18 protein-coding genes and 1 riboswitch are annotated in these 19,064 nt (G+C 58.8%); of the genes, 6 read left to right on the top strand and 12 right to left on the bottom strand.

The window, feature by feature from the left end; all coding sequences use genetic code 11:
* Positions 1-22: 22 nt before the first annotated feature.
* The 11 genes from gorA to gspE form a co-directional block, all read right to left on the bottom strand.
* Positions 23-1,384, bottom strand: coding sequence for a glutathione-disulfide reductase (gorA, locus tag AC5JQH_RS20615; protein WP_008171181.1), 1,362 nt, complete (start codon positions 1,382-1,384; stop codon positions 23-25).
* A gap of 26 nt (positions 1,385-1,410) precedes the next feature.
* Positions 1,411-2,082 (bottom strand): GNAT family N-acetyltransferase, encoded by a 672-nt coding sequence (locus tag AC5JQH_RS20610; RefSeq protein WP_008171182.1) that lies wholly within the window; start codon positions 2,080-2,082, stop codon positions 1,411-1,413.
* Positions 2,083-2,138: 56 nt separating this feature from the next.
* Positions 2,139-2,669: a type II secretion system protein M gene (locus tag AC5JQH_RS20605; protein WP_008171183.1), complete on the bottom strand. Its 531-nt coding sequence runs from the start codon at positions 2,667-2,669 to the stop codon at positions 2,139-2,141.
* Between the two features lie 3 nt (positions 2,670-2,672).
* Positions 2,673-3,977, bottom strand: coding sequence for a type II secretion system protein GspL (gene gspL / locus AC5JQH_RS20600; RefSeq protein WP_008171184.1), 1,305 nt, complete (start codon positions 3,975-3,977; stop codon positions 2,673-2,675).
* Positions 3,978-3,979: 2 nt separating this feature from the next.
* Positions 3,980-4,984 carry a type II secretion system minor pseudopilin GspK gene (gene gspK, locus AC5JQH_RS20595; protein ID WP_008171185.1) on the bottom strand — a complete coding sequence of 335 codons (1,005 nt, stop codon included), beginning with the start codon at positions 4,982-4,984 and terminating at the stop codon, positions 3,980-3,982.
* Between the two features lie 6 nt (positions 4,985-4,990).
* Positions 4,991-5,770 (bottom strand): type II secretion system minor pseudopilin GspJ, encoded by a 780-nt coding sequence (gene gspJ / locus AC5JQH_RS20590; protein WP_008171186.1) that lies wholly within the window; start codon positions 5,768-5,770, stop codon positions 4,991-4,993.
* Positions 5,767-6,141 (bottom strand): type II secretion system minor pseudopilin GspI, encoded by a 375-nt coding sequence (gene gspI / locus AC5JQH_RS20585; RefSeq protein ID WP_008171187.1) that lies wholly within the window; start codon positions 6,139-6,141, stop codon positions 5,767-5,769. The genes gspJ and gspI overlap by 4 nt, the downstream gene beginning before the upstream one ends.
* Positions 6,138-6,668 (bottom strand): type II secretion system minor pseudopilin GspH, encoded by a 531-nt coding sequence (gene gspH, locus AC5JQH_RS20580; RefSeq protein ID WP_273095243.1) that lies wholly within the window; start codon positions 6,666-6,668, stop codon positions 6,138-6,140. Before gspH ends, gspI begins: the two co-directional genes overlap by 4 nt.
* Before the next feature lie 6 nt (positions 6,669-6,674).
* The gene (gspG, locus tag AC5JQH_RS20575; RefSeq protein ID WP_014576991.1) at positions 6,675-7,127 is read right to left on the bottom strand and encodes a type II secretion system major pseudopilin GspG; all 453 of its coding nucleotides are present in this window, start codon (positions 7,125-7,127) and stop codon (positions 6,675-6,677) included.
* A 67-nt stretch (positions 7,128-7,194) separates the two neighbouring features.
* Positions 7,195-8,406 (bottom strand): type II secretion system inner membrane protein GspF, encoded by a 1,212-nt coding sequence (gene gspF / locus AC5JQH_RS20570; protein WP_008171191.1) that lies wholly within the window; start codon positions 8,404-8,406, stop codon positions 7,195-7,197.
* A 3-nt stretch (positions 8,407-8,409) separates the two neighbouring features.
* Entirely contained in the window at positions 8,410-9,918 is a 1,509-nt protein-coding gene (gene gspE, locus AC5JQH_RS20565) for a type II secretion system ATPase GspE (protein WP_053115298.1), read from the bottom strand.
* A gap of 166 nt (positions 9,919-10,084) precedes the next feature.
* Here gspE and AC5JQH_RS20560 point away from each other — a divergent pair, with 166 nt between their 5' ends.
* The 5 genes from AC5JQH_RS20560 to AC5JQH_RS20540 all read left to right on the top strand — a co-directional run bounded on the left by AC5JQH_RS20560 (position 10,085) and on the right by AC5JQH_RS20540 (position 16,308).
* Positions 10,085-10,735, top strand: coding sequence for a type II secretion system protein N (locus tag AC5JQH_RS20560; RefSeq protein ID WP_053115297.1), 651 nt, complete (start codon positions 10,085-10,087; stop codon positions 10,733-10,735).
* A gap of 8 nt (positions 10,736-10,743) precedes the next feature.
* Positions 10,744-11,406 (top strand): transglutaminase-like cysteine peptidase, encoded by a 663-nt coding sequence (locus AC5JQH_RS20555; RefSeq protein WP_008171198.1) that lies wholly within the window; start codon positions 10,744-10,746, stop codon positions 11,404-11,406.
* Positions 11,407-11,529: 123 nt separating this feature from the next.
* Complete coding sequence (locus AC5JQH_RS20550) at positions 11,530-13,134, top strand: FAD-binding oxidoreductase (RefSeq protein WP_104271026.1); 1,605 nt, start codon at positions 11,530-11,532, stop codon at positions 13,132-13,134.
* A 26-nt stretch (positions 13,135-13,160) separates the two neighbouring features.
* Positions 13,161-14,759, top strand: a complete 1,599-nt coding sequence (locus AC5JQH_RS20545) for a glycerol-3-phosphate dehydrogenase/oxidase (RefSeq protein WP_092032674.1) — start codon at positions 13,161-13,163, stop codon at positions 14,757-14,759.
* Positions 14,749-16,308 (top strand): FGGY-family carbohydrate kinase, encoded by a 1,560-nt coding sequence (locus tag AC5JQH_RS20540; protein WP_493805920.1) that lies wholly within the window; start codon positions 14,749-14,751, stop codon positions 16,306-16,308. Before AC5JQH_RS20545 ends, AC5JQH_RS20540 begins: the two co-directional genes overlap by 11 nt.
* On the opposite strand, the gene AC5JQH_RS20535 is transcribed toward AC5JQH_RS20540, so the two are convergent.
* Entirely contained in the window at positions 16,289-17,509 is a 1,221-nt protein-coding gene (locus AC5JQH_RS20535) for a D-amino acid dehydrogenase (RefSeq protein ID WP_008171203.1), read from the bottom strand. The genes AC5JQH_RS20540 and AC5JQH_RS20535 overlap by 20 nt on opposite strands.
* 163 nt (positions 17,510-17,672) lie before the next feature.
* Positions 17,673-17,765: riboswitch (glycine riboswitch) on the bottom strand.
* Between the two features lie 105 nt (positions 17,766-17,870).
* Here AC5JQH_RS20535 and AC5JQH_RS20530 point away from each other — a divergent pair.
* Positions 17,871-18,962: a DUF3336 domain-containing protein gene (locus tag AC5JQH_RS20530; protein ID WP_493805919.1), complete on the top strand. Its 1,092-nt coding sequence runs from the start codon at positions 17,871-17,873 to the stop codon at positions 18,960-18,962.
* Positions 18,963-19,064 lie beyond the last annotated feature (102 nt).

Raw genomic sequence — 19,064 nt, 5'->3', positions numbered from 1 at the left:
AGAACCGGACGCCGGCACTAAATCACGCCACCGGTTCGCGCATGGTGACAAACTCTTCGGCAGATGTCGGATGAATGCCCAGGGTAGAATCAAACTGGGCCTTGGTCGCACCAGCCTTGATGGCAACCGCCAGCCCCTGGGTAATCTCACCAGCGTCCGGACCCACCATGTGGGCACCCAATACTCGATCAGTCTCGTCGTCTACCACCAGCTTCATCAAGCTCCGTTCGTCACGACCACTGAGGGTGTATTTCATCGGGCGGAACTCCGAACGGTAGATCCGCAGTCGATGCCCCGCTTCCCGGGCCTCTTCCTCGGTCAGCCCAACCGTTCCGATGTTTGGCTGGCAGAATACGGCCGTTGGAATCGCCGAATAGTCCATTTCGCCTTTGCCATCGCCGAATAAACGTCTGGATAGCACCATGCCCTGTGCCAGGGCAACCGGCGTAAGCTGAGGAGTTCCAATCACATCACCCAGCGCAGTAATTGAGGGCACGGCAGTCTGGAAGTGATCATCCACGACAACATGCCCCGAGGCGCTGAGCTGAACGCCAAGATCAGTCAGACCAAGACCGTCAACCAGGGCACGACGGCCGGTTGCCGCCATCACCAGGCCAGTCTCCAGGGTTTCGCCATTGTTAAGTTGAACCCGGTAATGGGCATTTTCGGCCTCAACCGATTCGATGGTCACCCCGAACTGCAGGTTTACGCCTTTTTTCCGCATTTCCTGTTCGGTAAACCGTCGGATGTCGCCATCAAACCCGCGCAGGAACAGATCACCGCGATACAGCAAGGTTGTATCAACACCCAACCCGGCCAGGATGCCGGCAAACTCTACAGCGATGTAGCCACCGCCCCAGACCACGGCCTGCTTCGGCAGCTGCGGCAGGTAGAACATCTCGTTGGACGTAAGAATGCATTCCTTGCCGGGCACATCCGGAATCACCGGCCAGCTGCCGGTGGCTATCGTGATGTGTTTGGCCCGATAGGAGGTATCCCCGACGACCACGGTATTGGCGTCTGACAATGACGCCGTTCCTTCGATGATGGTCACACCGGCGTTTTCCAGCAACCGGCCATAAATGCCATTCAGACGCTCGATCTCGGCATTCTTGTTGGCAACCAGCTTCGGCCAGTCGAAACTGACATCGTCGAGTGGAACCTGCCAACCGTAGCCGGCTGCATCTTCCAGCTCATCGTGAACGTGAGCGCCGTACACAAACAGTTTCTTGGGCACGCAGCCAACGTTTACGCAGGTTCCGCCAAGATACCTGGATTCAACCACGGCCACCCTGGCGCCCCGCTGGGCAGACATCCGCGCGAGGCGAACGCCGCCGGAGCCGGCTCCGATAACGATCAGATCAAAATCCTGCTGGTCAGACACAGCTTCTCCCGTTACACATTTTAAAATCAGGTTTGGCCGGAGGTGGCCGTTTTGGTTTCCGGATGCACTTCCCTGAACAACACGTGATCTTCAAAATCGCCGAGCTGAATCTTGCCAAGGCTCCGGAAACCCTCGGATTCGTAAAACGGCAGATAACGGTTGTTTCCTGTATCGAGCACCAGCCCGCTGCCACGCGGGTTCTCGGCACAGAGTTTTTCAACGGTTTTCAGCAGCAAACGGCCGTAGCCGCGATTCTGGTATTTGGGATTAACCCCCATCATGGGCAACTGATGCGCCAGTGGTTGTGGCAACATGTCGCGAATTTTCTCGTGGTAGTCCAGATACCGACGTGTAGAGGCAAACCCCGTCGTCAGCACCATACGAATCCGCCAGCTGATCTGATCAGCCAGGTTCATCCTTAATTCGGGATCCCCGATGAACGCAACGGCCACAAGCGTGTCGTCAACCATCACGCCAATGGCATCCTGTTCGAGCTCAAAATAAAGGTCTATCAGCTCCCTTATGGTCGCCCTCACCCTCTGATCGTAGCCGGGGCGCCGGTGATCAAACAGGTACTGGAACGTCGGTTCGTTCCGGTAGGCGTGAAACAGAATGGATCTGGCTTCATTCCGCGCCGTTTCGTCCAGGCGAACAATGGCTGGCTCGGATTTGTTCTTGTTGTCGCTGCCGTTACTCATCGCTTCCCTCTCCTGCGTCAGTTCCGGACAAAAGGCCCGGAATCTGGTTTTCAGAATCAGATGGCCAGTGTGAGACGAACGGAAACCCGCCCTGGCTCACTGGCCCTGTCCATGGCCGCCTGGTCAATGACGACACCATGGTTGCCATTCAATCGCTCTAACCAAGCGGCAACCTCTGCAAAAGGCACATTCTCAAGCCAGACTCGGATGGCGTCTTCACCGCTGGGCTCAAAGCGCTGAAGTGACAGACCCGCCTCCCCGGCGGAACGGGTCACCAGCGCCATCAGGGCACGGCCATCCGCAGGTTTGTCTGCCGACGCCGTGGTGCTGGCACCGCCTGTATTGCCAAGACGCTGAATTGTCCGCTGGTTTGCCTGCATCCAGGCCAGCAATTCGCCGGCATTGTCTCTGGCAGCTTCCGCCTGGTCGTAGAACCCGGCCGCCGGTCGCCAAACGGCAAAATACAGAAGGCCAAGAAACACAGCGATGGCCAGCACCACCAAAGCCTGCTGGTCGCGACGGGGCAACTGGTCGTATTGCGCAATGAGTTTGCCGACCGCCGGCTGATCCTTGATTCGGGAAAACATACCTTAACCTCCTGAGACCGTCAGGCGGCCGCGGGCGCCGCTCGCTTCGTTCACCACCGAACCAATCTGCGCCTCCAGCCCCTGGTTCGCGAGGCCGTTGCGCAGAGCGCTCAAACGGTCATAACTATCGGCTCTCACGTCTACGACCAGCTCACCCCGTGAGCGGCTGTAATTCACTGAATTGAAATTCACTCCCTGGCTGCCCGGCAAACGGGAATACTGTTGTCCGGTGTATTTCATCAGGGTAATAAAGTCCACTTCCGGCCCACTTGCGCCGGCAACCCGCAACTGGCCTTCGATCACGCGCCGGACGTTGCCGGCATGGGTACGCCGGTCATTCGGAAACGCATCGCGATAGATTGCCATGGCCTCGTTTCGCAGTTTTTCTGCCTGATTCTGATAGTAGAATCCCATTCCGGCATTCAACGCCACCTGAACCACGAACCAGACGGCGGCAACTGCGATGAGGGGTTTCCATGGTTTGAGCGGACTCGCCTTGCCCGATTTGGACGAGAACATGCCCTGGCACAGGTTTACCGGTTCGCACAGATGATGGTGATGGGCGTAGGCCAGCAGTTCCAGAGGCATGAGTTCAAGAACTTCCTTGCGAACCGCAAGCCGACCAGAACCGTTCAACTCCGAGATGGCCGATTGCTGGAGATCAAATTCTTCAGCGGTGCCGTAAAGCGTGACCGGAATTTCAGCCACCACTTCCTCCGCAGACGGTGCAGCCAGCGTGTGAGCAAACATTCCCAGGTTCGCAGACTGCATACTCAGCCACTCGCCGCGTTCGCTCACCATCATTGCCGTTTCGCCATCCAGGCAGACCGACCAGCCGCCTTCGGTGCGCGGCAACAATGAGGCATCCGGAAAAATCGCTTCCAGGCGAACATGCTCCCAGCCGCTGAACAGATTCACCCACTGCCCCATCCGTTCGCGATCAATGGCCGCTACGCGGTAGCCGTGATCGGTATGGGCGCCCAGCGCCAGATGAACAGAATCAATGTCCTGGGCAATCTGCTCCTCGACAGCGTAGGGCAACGCCTGATTGATAAAGCGGCTTTGCTTCGCGGGAATATCAGCCAGACAATAAATCGCTTCTTCGCCGGGGATAAGGCCGATCAACAGAACATTATCCAGTGCATTCTGGCCGAGGGTATGCTCGATGGTTTCCCGACTGTCGCCTGCGCCGCGAGCCTGCGCATCGCCACTGGCATCGTGCAGGACCCAGTTGAACATCTGGGCACCGGGGTCCTGGTCAGCGTCCGCAAACGGCGGTATTGGGCGGACGTAAAGGCGATAAGACATGATTATCCTTCTGAAATTGTGAAAGGCTCTTTGGTGATTCGGTTTTTCTGCCCGATATCCCTGTTAACCGTCTGGACTTCGCCTTCCGGAGTCCGGAACACGGTACTGACCATATTCACGACACGGTTATCGTAGGTAATCCGCGAGGCAACTTCAAAAAACCGGGTCTGCAACCCCAGTCCAACCGACTTGAGCCCGAGCCCGGCGAACTCTGGTAACGCCAGAAAGTCCTGGAGGTTCTCGAACCGTTCCTCTTCCCGCTTCTCAAGAATAGACGCAGCCTGGGCGTCCGTCAGCTCTTCATGGAGAGAGCGGATCACCATGGCCGTCGCGGTGTTCACGTTGATCCCCGCACCATTTACAGGAAGTGCCGCCACGTGGGGCCGCAGGGCCCGATAAATCTCTTCGGTCATGCCTTCGATCAGGCGCAATTCGGTCACCGTGGTAAACGGCTGGTTGGCAGCCCGGTAACCCTGCTCAGCCATCAGATACTGGCCATCCTCTGCGCCGTACGCCGTGACGGTCTGGTCGTTGGGGTCGATCCAGTCCACCAGCGAATCCACGGAAACTGCAGTAATCCCCAGTGCGGCAAACAGCTGAACGAAACGATCTCTGACGATGGGATCCACCTGGCCATTGGCGCCGACCAGGTCGTTCAGATTAAGCCGGCCTCCAAGGTCGTCAATCTGGACCTCAGCCACACCATTGTCATCCAGCGGCAGAACGGCTGCATTGGCGGCCCAGAACTCGTCAAGGCTATCGACCATCAGGTTTTCTTCCTTGTCCTCGTCATAATCCCTGCGCAGGATCTGGCGGGCGAACGCCTCGGCGCCAAGTGCGATACTCTGGCCCTGCTGTTGAGCCAGATAATGTCCCGCCTTGAACACTCGCAAGCTCTGCTGCTGGGTCATCCCCGAAGCAAGCATGACCACCAGAGCCATGGCCAGCAGCACCATGATCAGAGCAACGCCGCGCTGACGATTCGATAACCTCGGGGTCTGGCCCATCGCTACCTAGCCTCCCTGCCCCGTTGCACCGGTATTCTCTCCGGTTTGTTCTCCGGTAGCCTCTTCTTCTGTGCTTTCTTCTTCCGCTTCGCTGGCAGCCTGGTTGGCCTGGTTTACTGCACCCTGGGCAACGGCCGGATCAAAATCCGGTAATGCAAACGTCCGCACCAGCGTTCCAAAACGCTCATGTTCCAGAGTCACTTCCATGCCCAGCGGCAGTGGAATATCAGGGCGGCTACCCGGGGTCAGTCCGGCCATCACCTCATCGGTTGGCCATTGCGGTTGCCAGCTCCGGTTGGCATCCAGAAACCTTATTTCCAGGCGCTTTACGCCTTCCAGCAGCAGCACGTCGCGGCTGTCATCTTCCTGGCCCTGATCCACCATGGGCCAGTACCGGCGCCGCAGTTCGCTGCCAGTATATTCCCAACCGACACGCTGCAGGCCACTGCGGCGAATGCCCAGGGGGTTACGCCAGCCCTGCCGGGTCAGCAACAGGGAAAAGTCGTCCGCACGGCTGGAGAGCGCTGGCTGGAAATCCCCGTAAATGTCCCTGGCCGGCCGGTTGACCACCTGCATGATATCCCGCTCAAGCAGGAGCATGGACCGCTGCAAACCGTCGAACTGTTCCGCCAGTTCGTTCACCCGATCGCGGGAATTGACCACTCCGTTGATAACCTGCCAAACGCCAAGCCCGATAACGGCGGTGATGGTAACCGCGATCAAAACCTCCAGCAGGGTAAAACCACGTTGTTGCGGATGGCAGCTGTGTGCGGACGGGAACCTCATTGTGCCCCCACGAAAGCCGACAGGGTATGGATCGGCTCCGGCGTCGCGCCTTCCTCGCGATAACGGGCAACCGTAACCTCCACACGACGCATCTTCGCCTCGGCGGTTGCAAGAATCGCGGTGGTCACCCGCCAACGATACGGCCCGAAGTCGGTATCCTTGGAGTTCTCGGAGATGCCCGGAATGTTTTCCTGCAGTCGAATTTCGTTTATTCGGTTATCTGCCAACCAGCTCGCCAGGGTTTTGTCCCGAACCCGTTCGTAACTGGAAATGTACTGGCTTCCAACTTCGGCCGCAGCCGTTGCAATCAGGCCGAACACAAGCAGGGCAATGAGTACTTCGATCAGGGTAAACCCTTTCTGCGTCCTCACCCGCTGCTCCCCTCATCGCCCGGTTTGCGCCAGTCCATGGGCGACGCCCCATCCGAGGCCAGAACGTGCATCGTGTCTGACCCGTTTCCGATAGTGAACTCAAGCTCGAACGGCGTTGTCTCGCCACTGGAGAAAAAAACGACGTCCGGCAACAGGGTATCTTCGGATGATGCCAGCCTGGGCGCGTCGCTTTCGATGAACTCGGTGACAGTGAGCCACTCCGGCAGGCTCCGGGCCCGGAACATACGCTCACCGGAGGCCTTCCAGTCGCCAGTCTGATCCTGGTAAGCCACGAACTGGTAGCCGTCTTCCTCCAGCTTCAGGCCCAGCTCCAGGTTATTCAGAACCGCCTGCTCCGAGGCCGTCTGCATAAGCAGGTACAGCTCCCGGACCTCATTTTCCAGTTCGCGCTGCTGGGAGCTTCCCCCCATGGTAAACACGGCAAGAGAAGCCAGCAGACCCACAACCACCAGGACCACCAGTATTTCAATCAGGGTGAAACCGGTCTGTCGGGATCTGACCTGCACAGTGATTTAGCCCTCGGTGTCCCAGACGCTGATATCCGCAGCGTCGCCGTCGCCACCTTCCTGGCCGTCAGAGCCATAGGAATACAGATCGTAGGGACCTTCGGTACCCGGGCTTACGTACTGGTATTCAGAACCCCAGGGATCCTCCGGCACGCTCTTCAGGTAACCGTCGGAATTCCAGTTCTTGGGCTCCGGGCTGCCACTTGGCTTGGAAACCAGCGCCTCAAGACCCTGCTGGGTGGAGGGATAATGGCTGTTATCCAGGCGATAAAGGTCCAGCGCATTGGCAATGTTGCTCAACTGGGTTTCCGCCACGGTAACCTTGGCCTGGTCACTCCGACCCATGATGTTTGGAGCCACGATGGCCACCAGCAGGCCCAGGATCACCATCACCACCATGATTTCAATCAAGGTAAAGCCGCGGTTACGGTTGTGTGAATTGAGGTTTTTGGTCGTCATTGTCTCACTCGTTATTGGCATGGATTGCTTTGGTCCGGGCTCGTCGACTGACGCTCCGGCGCGGGTTTCATCCCACGAGATTACTCATATTCAGTATCGGCAGCATGATGGCCAGTACGATGATCAGCACCACCACGCCCATCACCAACAGCATCATCGGCTCGAACAGCCCCACAATCGCAGCGATCTTTGATTGAAGGGTGTTTTCCTGCATGCGCGCGGTTCGTTCCAGCATGCTGTCCAGCTCACCACTGGCCTCCCCGCTGGCGATCATGTGCAGCATCATCGGCGGAAAATACCCGGTCTGATCGAGGGAACGGTGCAATGAGCCGCCTTCGCTGACCTTTCTGGCTGCATCCCGCAGTTCCTGCCGCAGAAAATCATTGGATAACACCTCACCGGCAATGCGCATTGCCTCGACCAGCGGCACGCCACTGGTCGTCAGTATGCTGAGGGTGCTGGCATAGCGGGCAGTGTTAACGCCACGAACCATCCCTGAAAACAAGGGGAGATGTAACAGACGTTTGTGAAACCGCAGTCTAAACCCGGGCTTGGTCAGGAAAAAGCGGAACACCATCAATGCGGCGACCAGCAGTATAAATAGATAGACACCGTAATCCGCCAGAAATTCCGACACCGCAAGCATGGCCATAGTCAGCGTTGGCAGCTCCTGCCCCTGCTTCAGAAACACATCAATGATATCCGGCACCACGTAGGTCAGCAGGAACACGACGATGGCAATGGCGACGATACTGAGAATGATGGGGTAGATGGCCGCCAGCTGAATTTTCTGGCGAGCCTCCTGACGGTTTTCGGTGTAATCCGCCAGCCGGTTCAGAACCAGATCGAGATGGCCGGCGTGCTCACCCGCAGCAACGGTAGACCGGTACAGCCTCGGGAACGCCCGGGGAAACTCACCCAGGCTGTCCGCCAGGGTGTAGCCTTCCATGACTTTCGCGCGAATGGCGATCAGCATGCTGCGTATTCTGGGTTTCGGTGACTGCTGAGCGGCCGCCGAGAGCGCCTGCTCGATGGGAATGCCGGACTGGATCAGGGTTGCCAGTTGGCGTGTAACCAGTGCAAGATCGGCCGCGGCCAGCGAACCCCGGCTGCCCAGGGGATTGCTCCTGGCCTGTTTCTCGGCGGCCGGTTCGACGGCCAGCGGCGTGAGGCCTCGCTCCCGAAGTTGCTGGCGAACGGCTCTCGGCGCATCGGCTTCCACGACACCTTGTTTCTGCTTGCCTCGGGAATCGAGCGCCTTGTATTCGTATGCTGGCATGGTTTACTGACCCCGGTGCGTAACGCGGAGTACTTCTTCCACCGTGGTCACACCATCCAGGATTTTCTGCACGCCGTCTGCGTGAATACTCGGGCCATGCTGGCGAGCCACCTTTTCCAGGTCCAGCTCCCCGGCACGTTTGTGGATCAGAGAACTGATTTCCTCGGAGATCTCCACCACCTCATAGATACCAATACGCCCACGGTAACCGAGCTGGTTGCAATGGCTACAGCCGGTTGCCCGGTAAATGGTGGGCGGGTTGGCGGGATCCTGCTGCAGAAACTCGCAGTGCTCTTCTGTAGGTGTATACGGCTCCCGGCATTCCTTGCACAGAACCCGAACCAGCCGTTGGGCAACAATGCCCACCAGGCTTGATGAAATCAGGAAGGGCTCGATACCCATATCCATAAGCCGGGTAATCGCGCCAACGGCGGTATTGGTGTGCAACGTGGAGAGGACCAGGTGGCCCGTCAGACTCGCCTGTACGGCAATTTCTGCCGTTTCCAGATCCCGAATCTCACCGATCATAACCACGTCGGGATCCTGACGCAGAATGGCACGAAGACCCCGGGCAAAGGTCATGTCCACCTTGGTATTCACCTGGGTCTGGCCGATGCCCGGCAGGTTATACTCGATGGGGTCCTCAACAGTCAGGATGTTGCGGCTACGATCGTTGATTTCCTGGAGCGAAGCATAGAGTGTGGTGGACTTACCGGAACCCGTCGGGCCAGTGACCAGCAAAATGCCATAAGGCCGGTAAATCAGCTTGCGCAGAACCTTCAGGTCCTGCCCCGCCATGCCAAGGGATTCCAGCCGTATGGCACCTGCCTGTTTGTCGAGCAAACGCAGAACCACGCGTTCACCGCTAGAAGACGGCATGGTCGACACACGAATATCCACTTCCCTACCAGCGACCCTCAGCGCAATACGGCCATCCTGGGGCACCCGTTTCTCAGCGATATCCAGCTTCGCCATAACCTTGATCCGGGACACCAGCAGCGGGGCCAGTGCGCGCTTGGGCTCTACCACTTCACGCAACACACCATCCACCCGGAAGCGAACCACAAGGCGCTTTTCATAGGTTTCAATGTGAACGTCCGAGGCGCTGGTTTTCACTGCTTCAGTGAGAATGGCATTGATCAGACGGATGATTGGAGCATCGTCTTCCTGCTCCAGAAGATCCTCGGTTTCCGGCACGGAGTCAGCGAGTGAGGCCAGGTCCATGTCATCGCCGATGCCTTCCACCATCTGCATCGCTTCCGCAGAATCGTTCTGATAGGCGGAATTCAGGGCCTGGTCGAAACGGTCCGGATCGATGGTGGCAAAACGGGCACGACCGCCACTGATACGGTTCGCTTCCGCCAGCGCAGAATGGGACGCACCGGGCCGAACCAGAATAACCGGCTCGCCGGCGTCCGAACGGGTCAGGATTACTCCGTTGCGCTTGGCAAAAGTAAACGGAAGACGGCCCAGCGGAGCATCCTGCGGCTGAAGTTCAGTGTCTGTGGTCAAGGTCGTCCTCGTTCGTGAAACCCTTTTCGATTCAACTAATTCAGAAAGGCTACCACAGGATATGGACCCGCTGAATAACTCTATACACTATACTCCCAATAAAACGTTGCAGTCTGATAACCTGTGAGCTTTTTCCCGGCCCACAAACTTGCATTCAGGATGATCAATGCTCCTAAACAATGAACGGTTTCCCCTGATTCTCGCGCTCGTGGCAGGGGCGGCCATGGTCGCCCTGACAGCCTGGCAGGGTTACCGTTTCTGGCAAATGGAAGGCCAGCAGGGACAGTACGATAACGTGCAGCCACTGGTCTCCGACCCGGCCGCCGGTCGTGAGCCACCCAGTGTGGACCTTTCCTCCCTGGATCTGTTCGGAGCTGCATCCGGCGAAAGCGAGCCGGTAGAAATGGATACCGAGAATCTCCCTGAAACCAACCTCCGACTGTTCCTTCGGGGCGTACTGGCCGCGGATGGTGATTTCCCGGGCAGCGCGCTGATCGAAGATGACAAAAGTAAAACCGAAGCCTACCTGGTGGGTGACGAACTGCCCGGTAATGCCACACTGCGCTCGGTACATCCGAACCGGGTGATCATTGAACGTTCCGGCAAACTCGAAAACCTCTACTTCCCGGAATCCGAAGACCGCAGCGGCATATCCTTTACGGCCGACCAGCAGGCAGAGCCTTCGCCCGCCGTCCAGCAGGCTGCATCCCCCTCACCCTCGAGAGCGCCCGCTTCCGCCACCAGCGATGAGCAGCGCCGGGAGGAAATCCGCCGGCGCCTTGAGCAGCTCAGGGAACGCCTACGGAACAATAACTGAGGCGCGCTATGGAAACGGCCGCCCTTCAGATTCGCCGCCGTTCCACTCTTCTGCCTGCGTTATTGCTCGTGGTCTCTCTTGTGAGTGCCTTCGAGCTGGGCTCCCGTCTGATGAACTATGTTCAGGAAGAATTCGGAACCGAAGCCCACCAGCGCCTTGAAAACTGGCAGCGCCTGCATGCTCTTGCCGCAAACGCCCCCATCGACCGGCAGCTCCGGCTGGTGAACTCCTTTTTCAATCGAGTCACCTTTGTCAGCGATATCCGCCACTGGGGCGAGGAAGACTACTGGGCAACCCCGGTAGAACTGCTGACCACCAACGGTGGTGACTGTGAGGATTTCTCGATTGCCAAATACCTGACCCTCAAGTCCATGGGCGTGCCCGATGACCAGCTCCGGATCGTGTATGTCAAAGCGCTGGAACTGAACCAGGCCCACATGGTGCTGGCGTGGTACCCGGAGCCAGACGCCGATCCGTTGATTCTGGACAACCTGATAAATGACATTAAACCCGCCTCTCAACGCACTGATCTTGAACCTGTTTATAGCTTCAATGGTGAAGGCCTCTGGCTGAACCAGTCCGGCGGAGCGCGCACCCGGATCGGCGAAGCGGGCAAACTCTCACGGTGGCAGGACCTCAACAGCCGGCTGACGGAATCGCTCCGACCCTGAGAGGGTTGCCAAAGTCAGCCACTGGCGGCAAATGACAGGAACCATGGCGCCAAGCGACAGCGGCGAACGAAGCAGAGCCTATAGAATGCGCCACATTCGTTTTTAATCTGGAGAATAAAGCACATGCGACGCTGGAACGGCTGGGGCGACGAGGGATTCAATCTGGCAATGCCGGAACAGGGCCAGGACTTTCTGGCATCACGCATCGGTAGTGGCCGGCCTCTGGCGGACGCGACCCTGGATTCCGTTTGCGCCAAAGTACCGGAAACCCGCCTTACCCGGCCGGCAGATCTGGAATCACTGATCGATACAGGCCCGGAAGCGCGAGTGCGCCATGCCCGCGGCCAGAGTCTTGCGGACTGGCTGGCCATGCGCAGCGGCGAGTTTGGTGTGTTCCCCGATGGCGTGGCCTACCCTACCACCAGCGAAGAGGTTCAAACCCTGCTCTCCTGGGCCGCGGAACAACACATTCACCTGATTCCCTACGGTGGCGGCACCAGTGTGGCCGGGCACATAAATCCGGTGGATAAAGGCCAGCCAGTACTGACTGTGGACATGAGCCGGATGAATCGCCTGATCGACCTGGACACGGACAGCCAGATCGCGACGTTTGGTGCGGGAACACCCGGGCCACTCGTTGAGTCCCAACTCCGGGCCCATGGCTACACACTGGGGCATTTCCCTCAGTCTTTCGAGCTTTCCACCGTCGGCGGCTGGGTGGCCTCCCGATCCAGTGGCCAGCAATCCCTGCGCTATGGCCGCATTGAACAACTCTTTGCCGGGGGCCGGGTCGAAACCCTGAAAGGCACCCTTAACCTGCCCACCATACCGGCCTCCAGCGCCGGTCCGGATATCCGGGAAATGATTCTGGGTTCGGAAGGCCGTATCGGGCTGATTACCGAGGTGAAGGTGCGGGTTACTCCGCTGCCCGAACACGAGAGCTTTCATGTGGTCTTTTTTCCGGATTGGGAGAGCGCCCGCACGGCCAGCCGCCTGCTGGTGCAGAACCGAACCCAGTTATCCATGCTCAGGCTCAGCAATGCCTTAGAGACCGAGACCCAGCTCGCGCTGGCCGGCCACCCCCGGCTTATCGGCATGCTCGAGCGTTTCCTTTCGCTGAGGGGCGCTGGTGAGGGCAAATGCATGATGACCTTCGGGATCACCGGCTCCCGACTGCAGACCCGAAACGCCCTGAAAGAGGCCCGAAGCATCTGCAAGGCCCAAAATGGCGTCTATACCGGCACGCGGCTCGGCGACAAATGGGCGGCCAAGCGTTTTACCATGCCCTATCTGAGAGAGGCCCTCTGGCAGATGGGCTATGCGGTCGACACTCTGGAAACGGCCACTGACTGGGACAACGTCGACAATCTGCTGGGTCTGATCGAGACCAGCCTGCGTGACGGGCTGAAAGACCAGAACGAGAACACCCATGTGTTCACCCACCTCTCCCATTTCTATAGCCAGGGCTGCAGCATTTACACCACCTATGTGTTCCGGGTGGGCGACAGCTACGAGGAAACACTCGCGCGCTGGCAAACGCTCAAAACCAGCACCTCCGAACTGATCGTGAACAACCGCGGCACCATCAGCCATCAACACGGTGTCGGTAAGGATCACGCCCCTTACCTGCCGGTGGAAAAAGGCGAACTGGGCATGTTGGCGATACGCTCCCTGTGCAGCACCTTTGACCCGGACGCGATCCTGAACCCGGAAACACTGGTCAAATGAGCGCAACGCCCAAAGGGAGCCCCAATATGAACCGGACTGACATTCTCAATGCGCTGCGCTCAGGGACCAACAAATTTGATGTGGTGGTGGTCGGCGGCGGAATTACCGGCGCTGGCGTGGCCCGGGAAGCAGCAGGCAGCGGGCTGCGCACGCTTCTGGTGGAACAGAAGGACTTTTCCTGGGGTACCTCCAGCCGGTCCTCAAAGATGGTGCATGGTGGCCTTCGGTACCTGGGCAGCGGGCATTACGGTCTTACCCGGGACGCCGTGCGCGAGCGGGAACGGTTAATGGCGGAAGCGCCGGGGTTAATTGAGCCCCTGCGCTTCATCATGCCGCACTTTAAAGGCCAGTTCCCCGGACCGCGCCTGTTCCAGACACTGCTTCGGGTTTACGACTTTATTGCCCGCAACCGAAGCCGCCACTTTCTGACCCCGGCCGAATCCATGCTCTGGGTGCCGGGCCTGACGGGCGAAAAACTCGCCGGCGCCAGCGGTTTTACCGATGCAGTCACCGACGACTCGCGCCTGGTCCTGCGCCTGATTGCCGAAGCCCGGCGGGACGGAGCCATGTGCCTGAATTACACAAGAGCCGGTGAAATAAAGCGCAGCAACGGCGATGTATCCGGCTTGCTGATTCAAGCAGAGGAAAACGATACGCCCATTGAGGTCTTCGCGCCCCTGGTCATCAACGCCACCGGTGCCTGGGCAGATCGGCTGCAGTCCAGCGAGACCTCTGAAGACACCATGCACATCCGGCCCCTGCGTGGCAGCCACCTGGTGCTGCCCTGGTCCAGTCTGCCGGTGTCCTGTTCGGTTTCCCTGTTTCATCCGGAAGATGGCCGCCCGGTGTTTGCCTTCCCATGGCTGGGCACTACAGTTCTCGGCACCACCGATATCGACCATGAGGGCAACCTGGATCAGGAGCCGGTGATTTCTGAGTCCGAGACCGCCTACCTGCTTGAAATCGCCTCACGATTGTTTCCGGGCAGCCCCATTACCCGAAGCGACATCCTTTCAACCTGGGCCGGTGTAAGGCCGGTGGTAACCGATGGTACGGGTAAGGCGCCGTCCAAGGAAAACCGGGAACACGCACTTCGGGTGAATCGGGGGCTGGTCAGCATTGCCGGCGGCAAGCTCACCACCTTCCGGGTCATCGCCCGCGAGGCACTCGTCCAGGGGCTTGGAGAAGACGCCAGAAAGGTTCTGCGGCCCGCATCCAAACCGGTGTTTCAGGGCACAGATCACCCCTCAAGGCCAGCCACCATTAGCCACCAGTGCTGGCAGCGACTGCAGGGGTTCTATGGCCCCGAGCTTGATCAACTGCTTGCTTCGGGCCCACTGGAGCCTGTCACTCCAAATCGGGCTTCCGACCTGCTCTGGGCGGAGCTTTGCTGGGCGTGCCGAAGAGAAGATGTGCAGCATCTGGATGACCTGCTTCTGCGACGAACGCGGTTAGGCATGGTACTACCGAATGCCGGCGAAGCCCTTCTCCCGCAGATTCGTAACCACTGCCAGCCCCTGCTTGGCTGGGCTGACCAGCGTTGGGAGGAGGAACAGGCCCGCTACCTGTCGATCTATCACAACGCCTATTCGCTGCCACCCCAGGAGGCCTCCGATGCCAGCTGAGCCGCTCATCCTGGCCATCGACAATGGCACCCAGAGCGTTCGGGCGCTGCTCTTCGATACCAGTGGCAATCTGGTGGGCAAAGGCAAGCAGGAAATCGAGCCCTATTTTTCGAGAGAGCCCGGCTGGGCCGAGCAGCACCCGGACTACTTCTGGGAGCAGCTCGCGGAAGCCTGCCAATTGCTCTGGAGCTCCACAGACGCGACACCGGATCAGGTTGCCGGCGTTACCGTGACCACCCAGCGCGGCACCGTCATCAATCTGGATGAGAACGGCCAACCCCTGAGACCAGCAATCATCTGGCTCGACCAGCGCCACGCAAGGGTCGAAGGCCCCGTCAAAGGGCCCTGGGGCTGGCTGTTCAAACTCGCCCGGTTGGAAGACACCATTAACCGGTTCCGGGAAAAGACCCAGGCCAACTGGATTTTCCAGAATGAACCGGAGATCTGGGCCAAAACCCGGCACTTCCTCTTACTGTCTGGCTACCTCAATTACCGACTGACCGGGGAATTTAAGGACTCAACCGGAAGCCAGGTCGGCTACCTGCCCTTCGACTACAAGAAACACCGCTGGGCCGGCCCGCGGGATTTCAAATGGCAGGCCATGCCCGTCGAGCCGTCCATGCTGCCTGAGCTGGTAGCGCCCGGTGAGACATTGGGCCACCTGACCGACGAAGCCTGCCGGCATCTGGGCCTGGCAAAGAACCTGCCCGTGATCGCTGCCGCTTCGGACAAAGCCTGCGAGATCCTCGGCTCCGGCGGGCTGACACCGGACATCGGCTGCATGAGCTACGGAACCACCGCCACCATCAACACCACCAGCCAACGCTATGTGGAACCGATCCGGTTGATGCCGCCCTATCCCTCAGCGCTGCCGGGTCACTACTCCACGGAAGTCATGATCTACCGGGGTTTCTGGATGGTGAGCTGGTTCAAGCGGGAGTTCGGCCTGCGGGAGCAAAAAATTGCTGAAGAACGGGGAATTGAGCCTGAAGCGCTATTCGATGAACTGGTCAAGGCGGTGCCACCCGGATCTATGGGCCTGATGCTGCAGCCCTACTGGTCACCCGGCGTGCGCCAACCCGGGCCGGAAGCAAAAGGCTCGATCATCGGTTTCGGGGACGTTCACACCCGCTCCCACATTTATCGCGCCATCCTCGAAGGTCTGGCCTACGCGCTCAGGGAAGGAAAGGAAAAAATCGAGAAGCGAAGCGGCGTGAAGATCAGGAAATTGCGAGTGGCCGGCGGTGGCTCACAGAGCGATGCGGCGATGCAACTCACCGCCGATGTGCTCGGGCTGCCGGCCGAGAGGCCTCACACCTATGAGACCTCCGGGCTCGGCGCCGCCATTGATGCCGCTGTCGGGCTAGGGCTGCATCCGGATTTCGACACCGCCGTGGCGAAGATGACCCGGGTTGGCGACGTTTTTCATCCCAACGAAGAAACCCGGGCTCTTTACCAGCGGCTGTATTCCGAGGTTTATCTGAAGATGTACCCTCAGCTTCAACCCCTGTACCGGAAAATCCGCGAGATTACCGGCTATCCCCGGTAACGCTCTCAGCGACCAACTCAGCGGTAATCGCAGAGAGCGTCCAGCCCAGGTGACCGTGACCGGTGTTGTAGAACACGGTCGGCAGGCGACCTGGCCCAACCCTTGGCATCATGTTCGGCAGCATTGGCCGCAAGCCGGCCCAGGGCACTACCTTGCGAGTACAGACTCCGGGAAAGCACTGCTCAACCCAACGGGTGAGCGGGCGGATGCGGTCGTCCTTGATATCGCGGTTGTAACCGCTGAACTCGGCGGTACCGGCAACCCGGAAACGGCCATCGCCCAGGCGACTGGTGACGATCTTGGTGGCATCGTCGAGCAAACTCACGGTCGGTGCCGCCTTTTGCGAGGCTTCGTCGTCCAGCTCCACGGTAATTGAGTAACCCTTAACCGGATAGATATTCACCCGGTCACCCAGCTTTTTCGCGAGTCCGCGACTGCCGACGCCGGCACAGATCACCACGCCGTCAAATGTGTCCCGGGACTGTTCGGTGCCATCGTGGGCGGTCACCCAGGCATTACGCTCATCGGCGCTCAGCTCGGTCACCGTGTGGCCATAACAGGTTTTAACGCCCAGCCGCTTGATGGCATCCGCCAGTCCATTGGTGAACTTGTGAATATCACCGGTGGAGTCACTCTCTGTGAAAAACCCGCCGTAATAGTTGCCGGCCAGGGTCGGCTCGATGGATTTCATTTCCTCCGGGGTCACCGAACGGCGCTCAAGGCCACCAGCCGCCAGCAGGCGCGATACCTTTTCAGCGTGGTCAAACCCGGCCTTGTCCCGGTAGATGTGCAGGATACCCTGCTTCTTCAGATCGAAATCGATGCCTTCTTCCTGCGCCCAGGCAAACAGGTGATCGCGGGCGGCAATAGCCAGGCGAGCGGTTTCCGTGGTGTTTTTCTCGTACTGGGGAATAGCGGCAATGAACTCGGCGAACCAGCTCAGCTTGTGCCAGGACGGCTTGGGATTGACCAGCAGTGGCGCATCCCGGCGGGACATCCACTTTATGCCCTTCATCACGGTCTGCCAGTTGTTCCAGACCTCTGCGTTGGAAGCAGAGAGCTGTCCACCGTTGGCGAAGGAGGTTTCCATCGCCGCATAGCGATGCTTCTCGTAAACCGTAACGTCAAGCCCGCGCTTGGCAAGGGTGTAGGCCGTGGTAATACCAGTGATACCACCGCCAATTACTGCGATTCGCTTCATTCCAATCTCCGTGAGCGCCAAGGGTTTCCTCCCTGCTCGAAATGGCAGAAAGCACCCCTTCCGTCACGGGACCTGAGAGATTCACGAGCCGTTTTAACGAAAACGGTCGTTTGCTCCTTCGGTGTGCCGACTGACGCGATTGTCGACAGCTCTTCGGAAAGTATTCATGCCAGCGGTCCTTTTGCCTGAGAGTTTCCGGGGCAGTTGCTCCTTCGGCGCTGATCGCAAGGGATTCAGTCTCTCCCGCAGACATGTCTGATTGGTAATAAAACCCAACCCACGGGCCTAAACATAGCAAATAACCCGGAGCCAGGAAACCAGCCTCTGCACAGCTTGGGCCGTATGGGTTAAGGTAAAAAGCATGAAACACGCCTTGAAGACCCGAAAACAGCTCCAGCAGCAACTGGAACAGGCCCACGACTACGAGCACTGGTGCGAGGCCGCTACCGCGCTCGATGACATGGACGGGCTGCTGGACTGGCGCGAGCAGGAAGAGACCGGGATGCTGCATGAAAGCCTGATGCGCAAGCACATGGGCCTCATGGACCATTGCCGGCAGAATGGCGACACGCGGCGACTGATCCGGATCCTTCAGGAGAGCCTCTACCGTCACCTGGGCGAATTATCCTATCCCGATCTTTACACCGTGGCGCGCAGCGGCACCAATCGGTTGGTGGGTGAATTCCTGGATGCCGTCGAGACGTCCATGGAATTCATTTGCGACCACCCTATTCCGGAAGTGACAACCGCCCGAAAACTGAAAATGTTTCAGGACGCCGAGCGGGTCTATGGCCGGCCAGCCCTGATGCTCAGCGGGGGTGCGGCCTTTGGTATTTACCATATCGGTGTTACCCGGGCGCTCTGGCGACAGGATCTGCTGCCGGATGTCATGGCAGGCTCCAGCATGGGTGCCATCGTGGCGGGTGCCATCTGCAAACGGGACGACAGGGAACTGGCAGAGTTTTTTAACCATCCGGAACGGATTCACCTGAATGCCTTCCACTGGCTCGGCGTCACGGAAGGCTTGAGGGCTGGCCATGCCATGGATCCGCGCCAACTTCAGGAGCATCTCCAGCACAATCTTGGCAGCGTCAGTTTCAAGGAAGCCTATGAGCACAGTGGCCGAACTCTGAATATCTCCGTCTCCCCCACCCGCACCCAGCAGAAGCCACGGCCACTCATCGAGCAGGCCTACGCCATGACCAGTCAGCAATACCTCGGGGACATCAACATCCATTTCCCGCCCAGGGCGTCCCTTTACCGAAAGGTCCTCTCCAACCCGACCCCTGAAGATCTCGAGATGTATATCAATCTCGGTGAACAGGCCACATGGCCACGGCTGGCCATGATCAAGGACCAGACCAGGATCAGCCGGGCATTCGATCGCTGTATCGCCAGGCTGGAGCAAGAGCTGGAGCAGGAAACCGCAGAGCAGACTGCAACGCCGCTCTAAAGACAGCACCGCCCTACCGATCAGTAAACCAACTAGATAACCCTGGGATCCCGAACTATTCTCACTTTATTGCATCATCGCTTTGCGGTGCGTTCATCGCTA

This window comes from Marinobacter sp. H13, assembly GCF_059072335.1.
This window is presented reverse-complemented; position numbering and strand designations above follow the sequence as displayed.

Coding starts and splice junctions, on each gene's coding strand:
- AC5JQH_RS20555 (WP_008171198.1), top strand. CDS start 10,744: ATGGAAACGGCCGCCCTTCAGATTCGCCGCCGTTCCACTCTTCTGCCT.
- gspG (WP_014576991.1), bottom strand. CDS start 7,127: ATGACGACCAAAAACCTCAATTCACACAACCGTAACCGCGGCTTTACC.
- AC5JQH_RS20545 (WP_092032674.1), top strand. CDS start 13,161: ATGAACCGGACTGACATTCTCAATGCGCTGCGCTCAGGGACCAACAAA.
- AC5JQH_RS20550 (WP_104271026.1), top strand. CDS start 11,530: ATGCGACGCTGGAACGGCTGGGGCGACGAGGGATTCAATCTGGCAATG.
- AC5JQH_RS20560 (WP_053115297.1), top strand. CDS start 10,085: ATGCTCCTAAACAATGAACGGTTTCCCCTGATTCTCGCGCTCGTGGCA.
- AC5JQH_RS20605 (WP_008171183.1), bottom strand. CDS start 2,669: ATGTTTTCCCGAATCAAGGATCAGCCGGCGGTCGGCAAACTCATTGCG.
- gspJ (WP_008171186.1), bottom strand. CDS start 5,770: ATGAGGTTCCCGTCCGCACACAGCTGCCATCCGCAACAACGTGGTTTT.
- AC5JQH_RS20530 (WP_493805919.1), top strand. CDS start 17,871: ATGAAACACGCCTTGAAGACCCGAAAACAGCTCCAGCAGCAACTGGAA.
- AC5JQH_RS20540 (WP_493805920.1), top strand. CDS start 14,749: ATGCCAGCTGAGCCGCTCATCCTGGCCATCGACAATGGCACCCAGAGC.
- gspK (WP_008171185.1), bottom strand. CDS start 4,984: ATGGGCCAGACCCCGAGGTTATCGAATCGTCAGCGCGGCGTTGCTCTG.
- AC5JQH_RS20535 (WP_008171203.1), bottom strand. CDS start 17,509: ATGAAGCGAATCGCAGTAATTGGCGGTGGTATCACTGGTATTACCACG.
- gspL (WP_008171184.1), bottom strand. CDS start 3,977: ATGTCTTATCGCCTTTACGTCCGCCCAATACCGCCGTTTGCGGACGCT.
- gspF (WP_008171191.1), bottom strand. CDS start 8,406: ATGCCAGCATACGAATACAAGGCGCTCGATTCCCGAGGCAAGCAGAAA.
- AC5JQH_RS20610 (WP_008171182.1), bottom strand. CDS start 2,082: ATGAGTAACGGCAGCGACAACAAGAACAAATCCGAGCCAGCCATTGTT.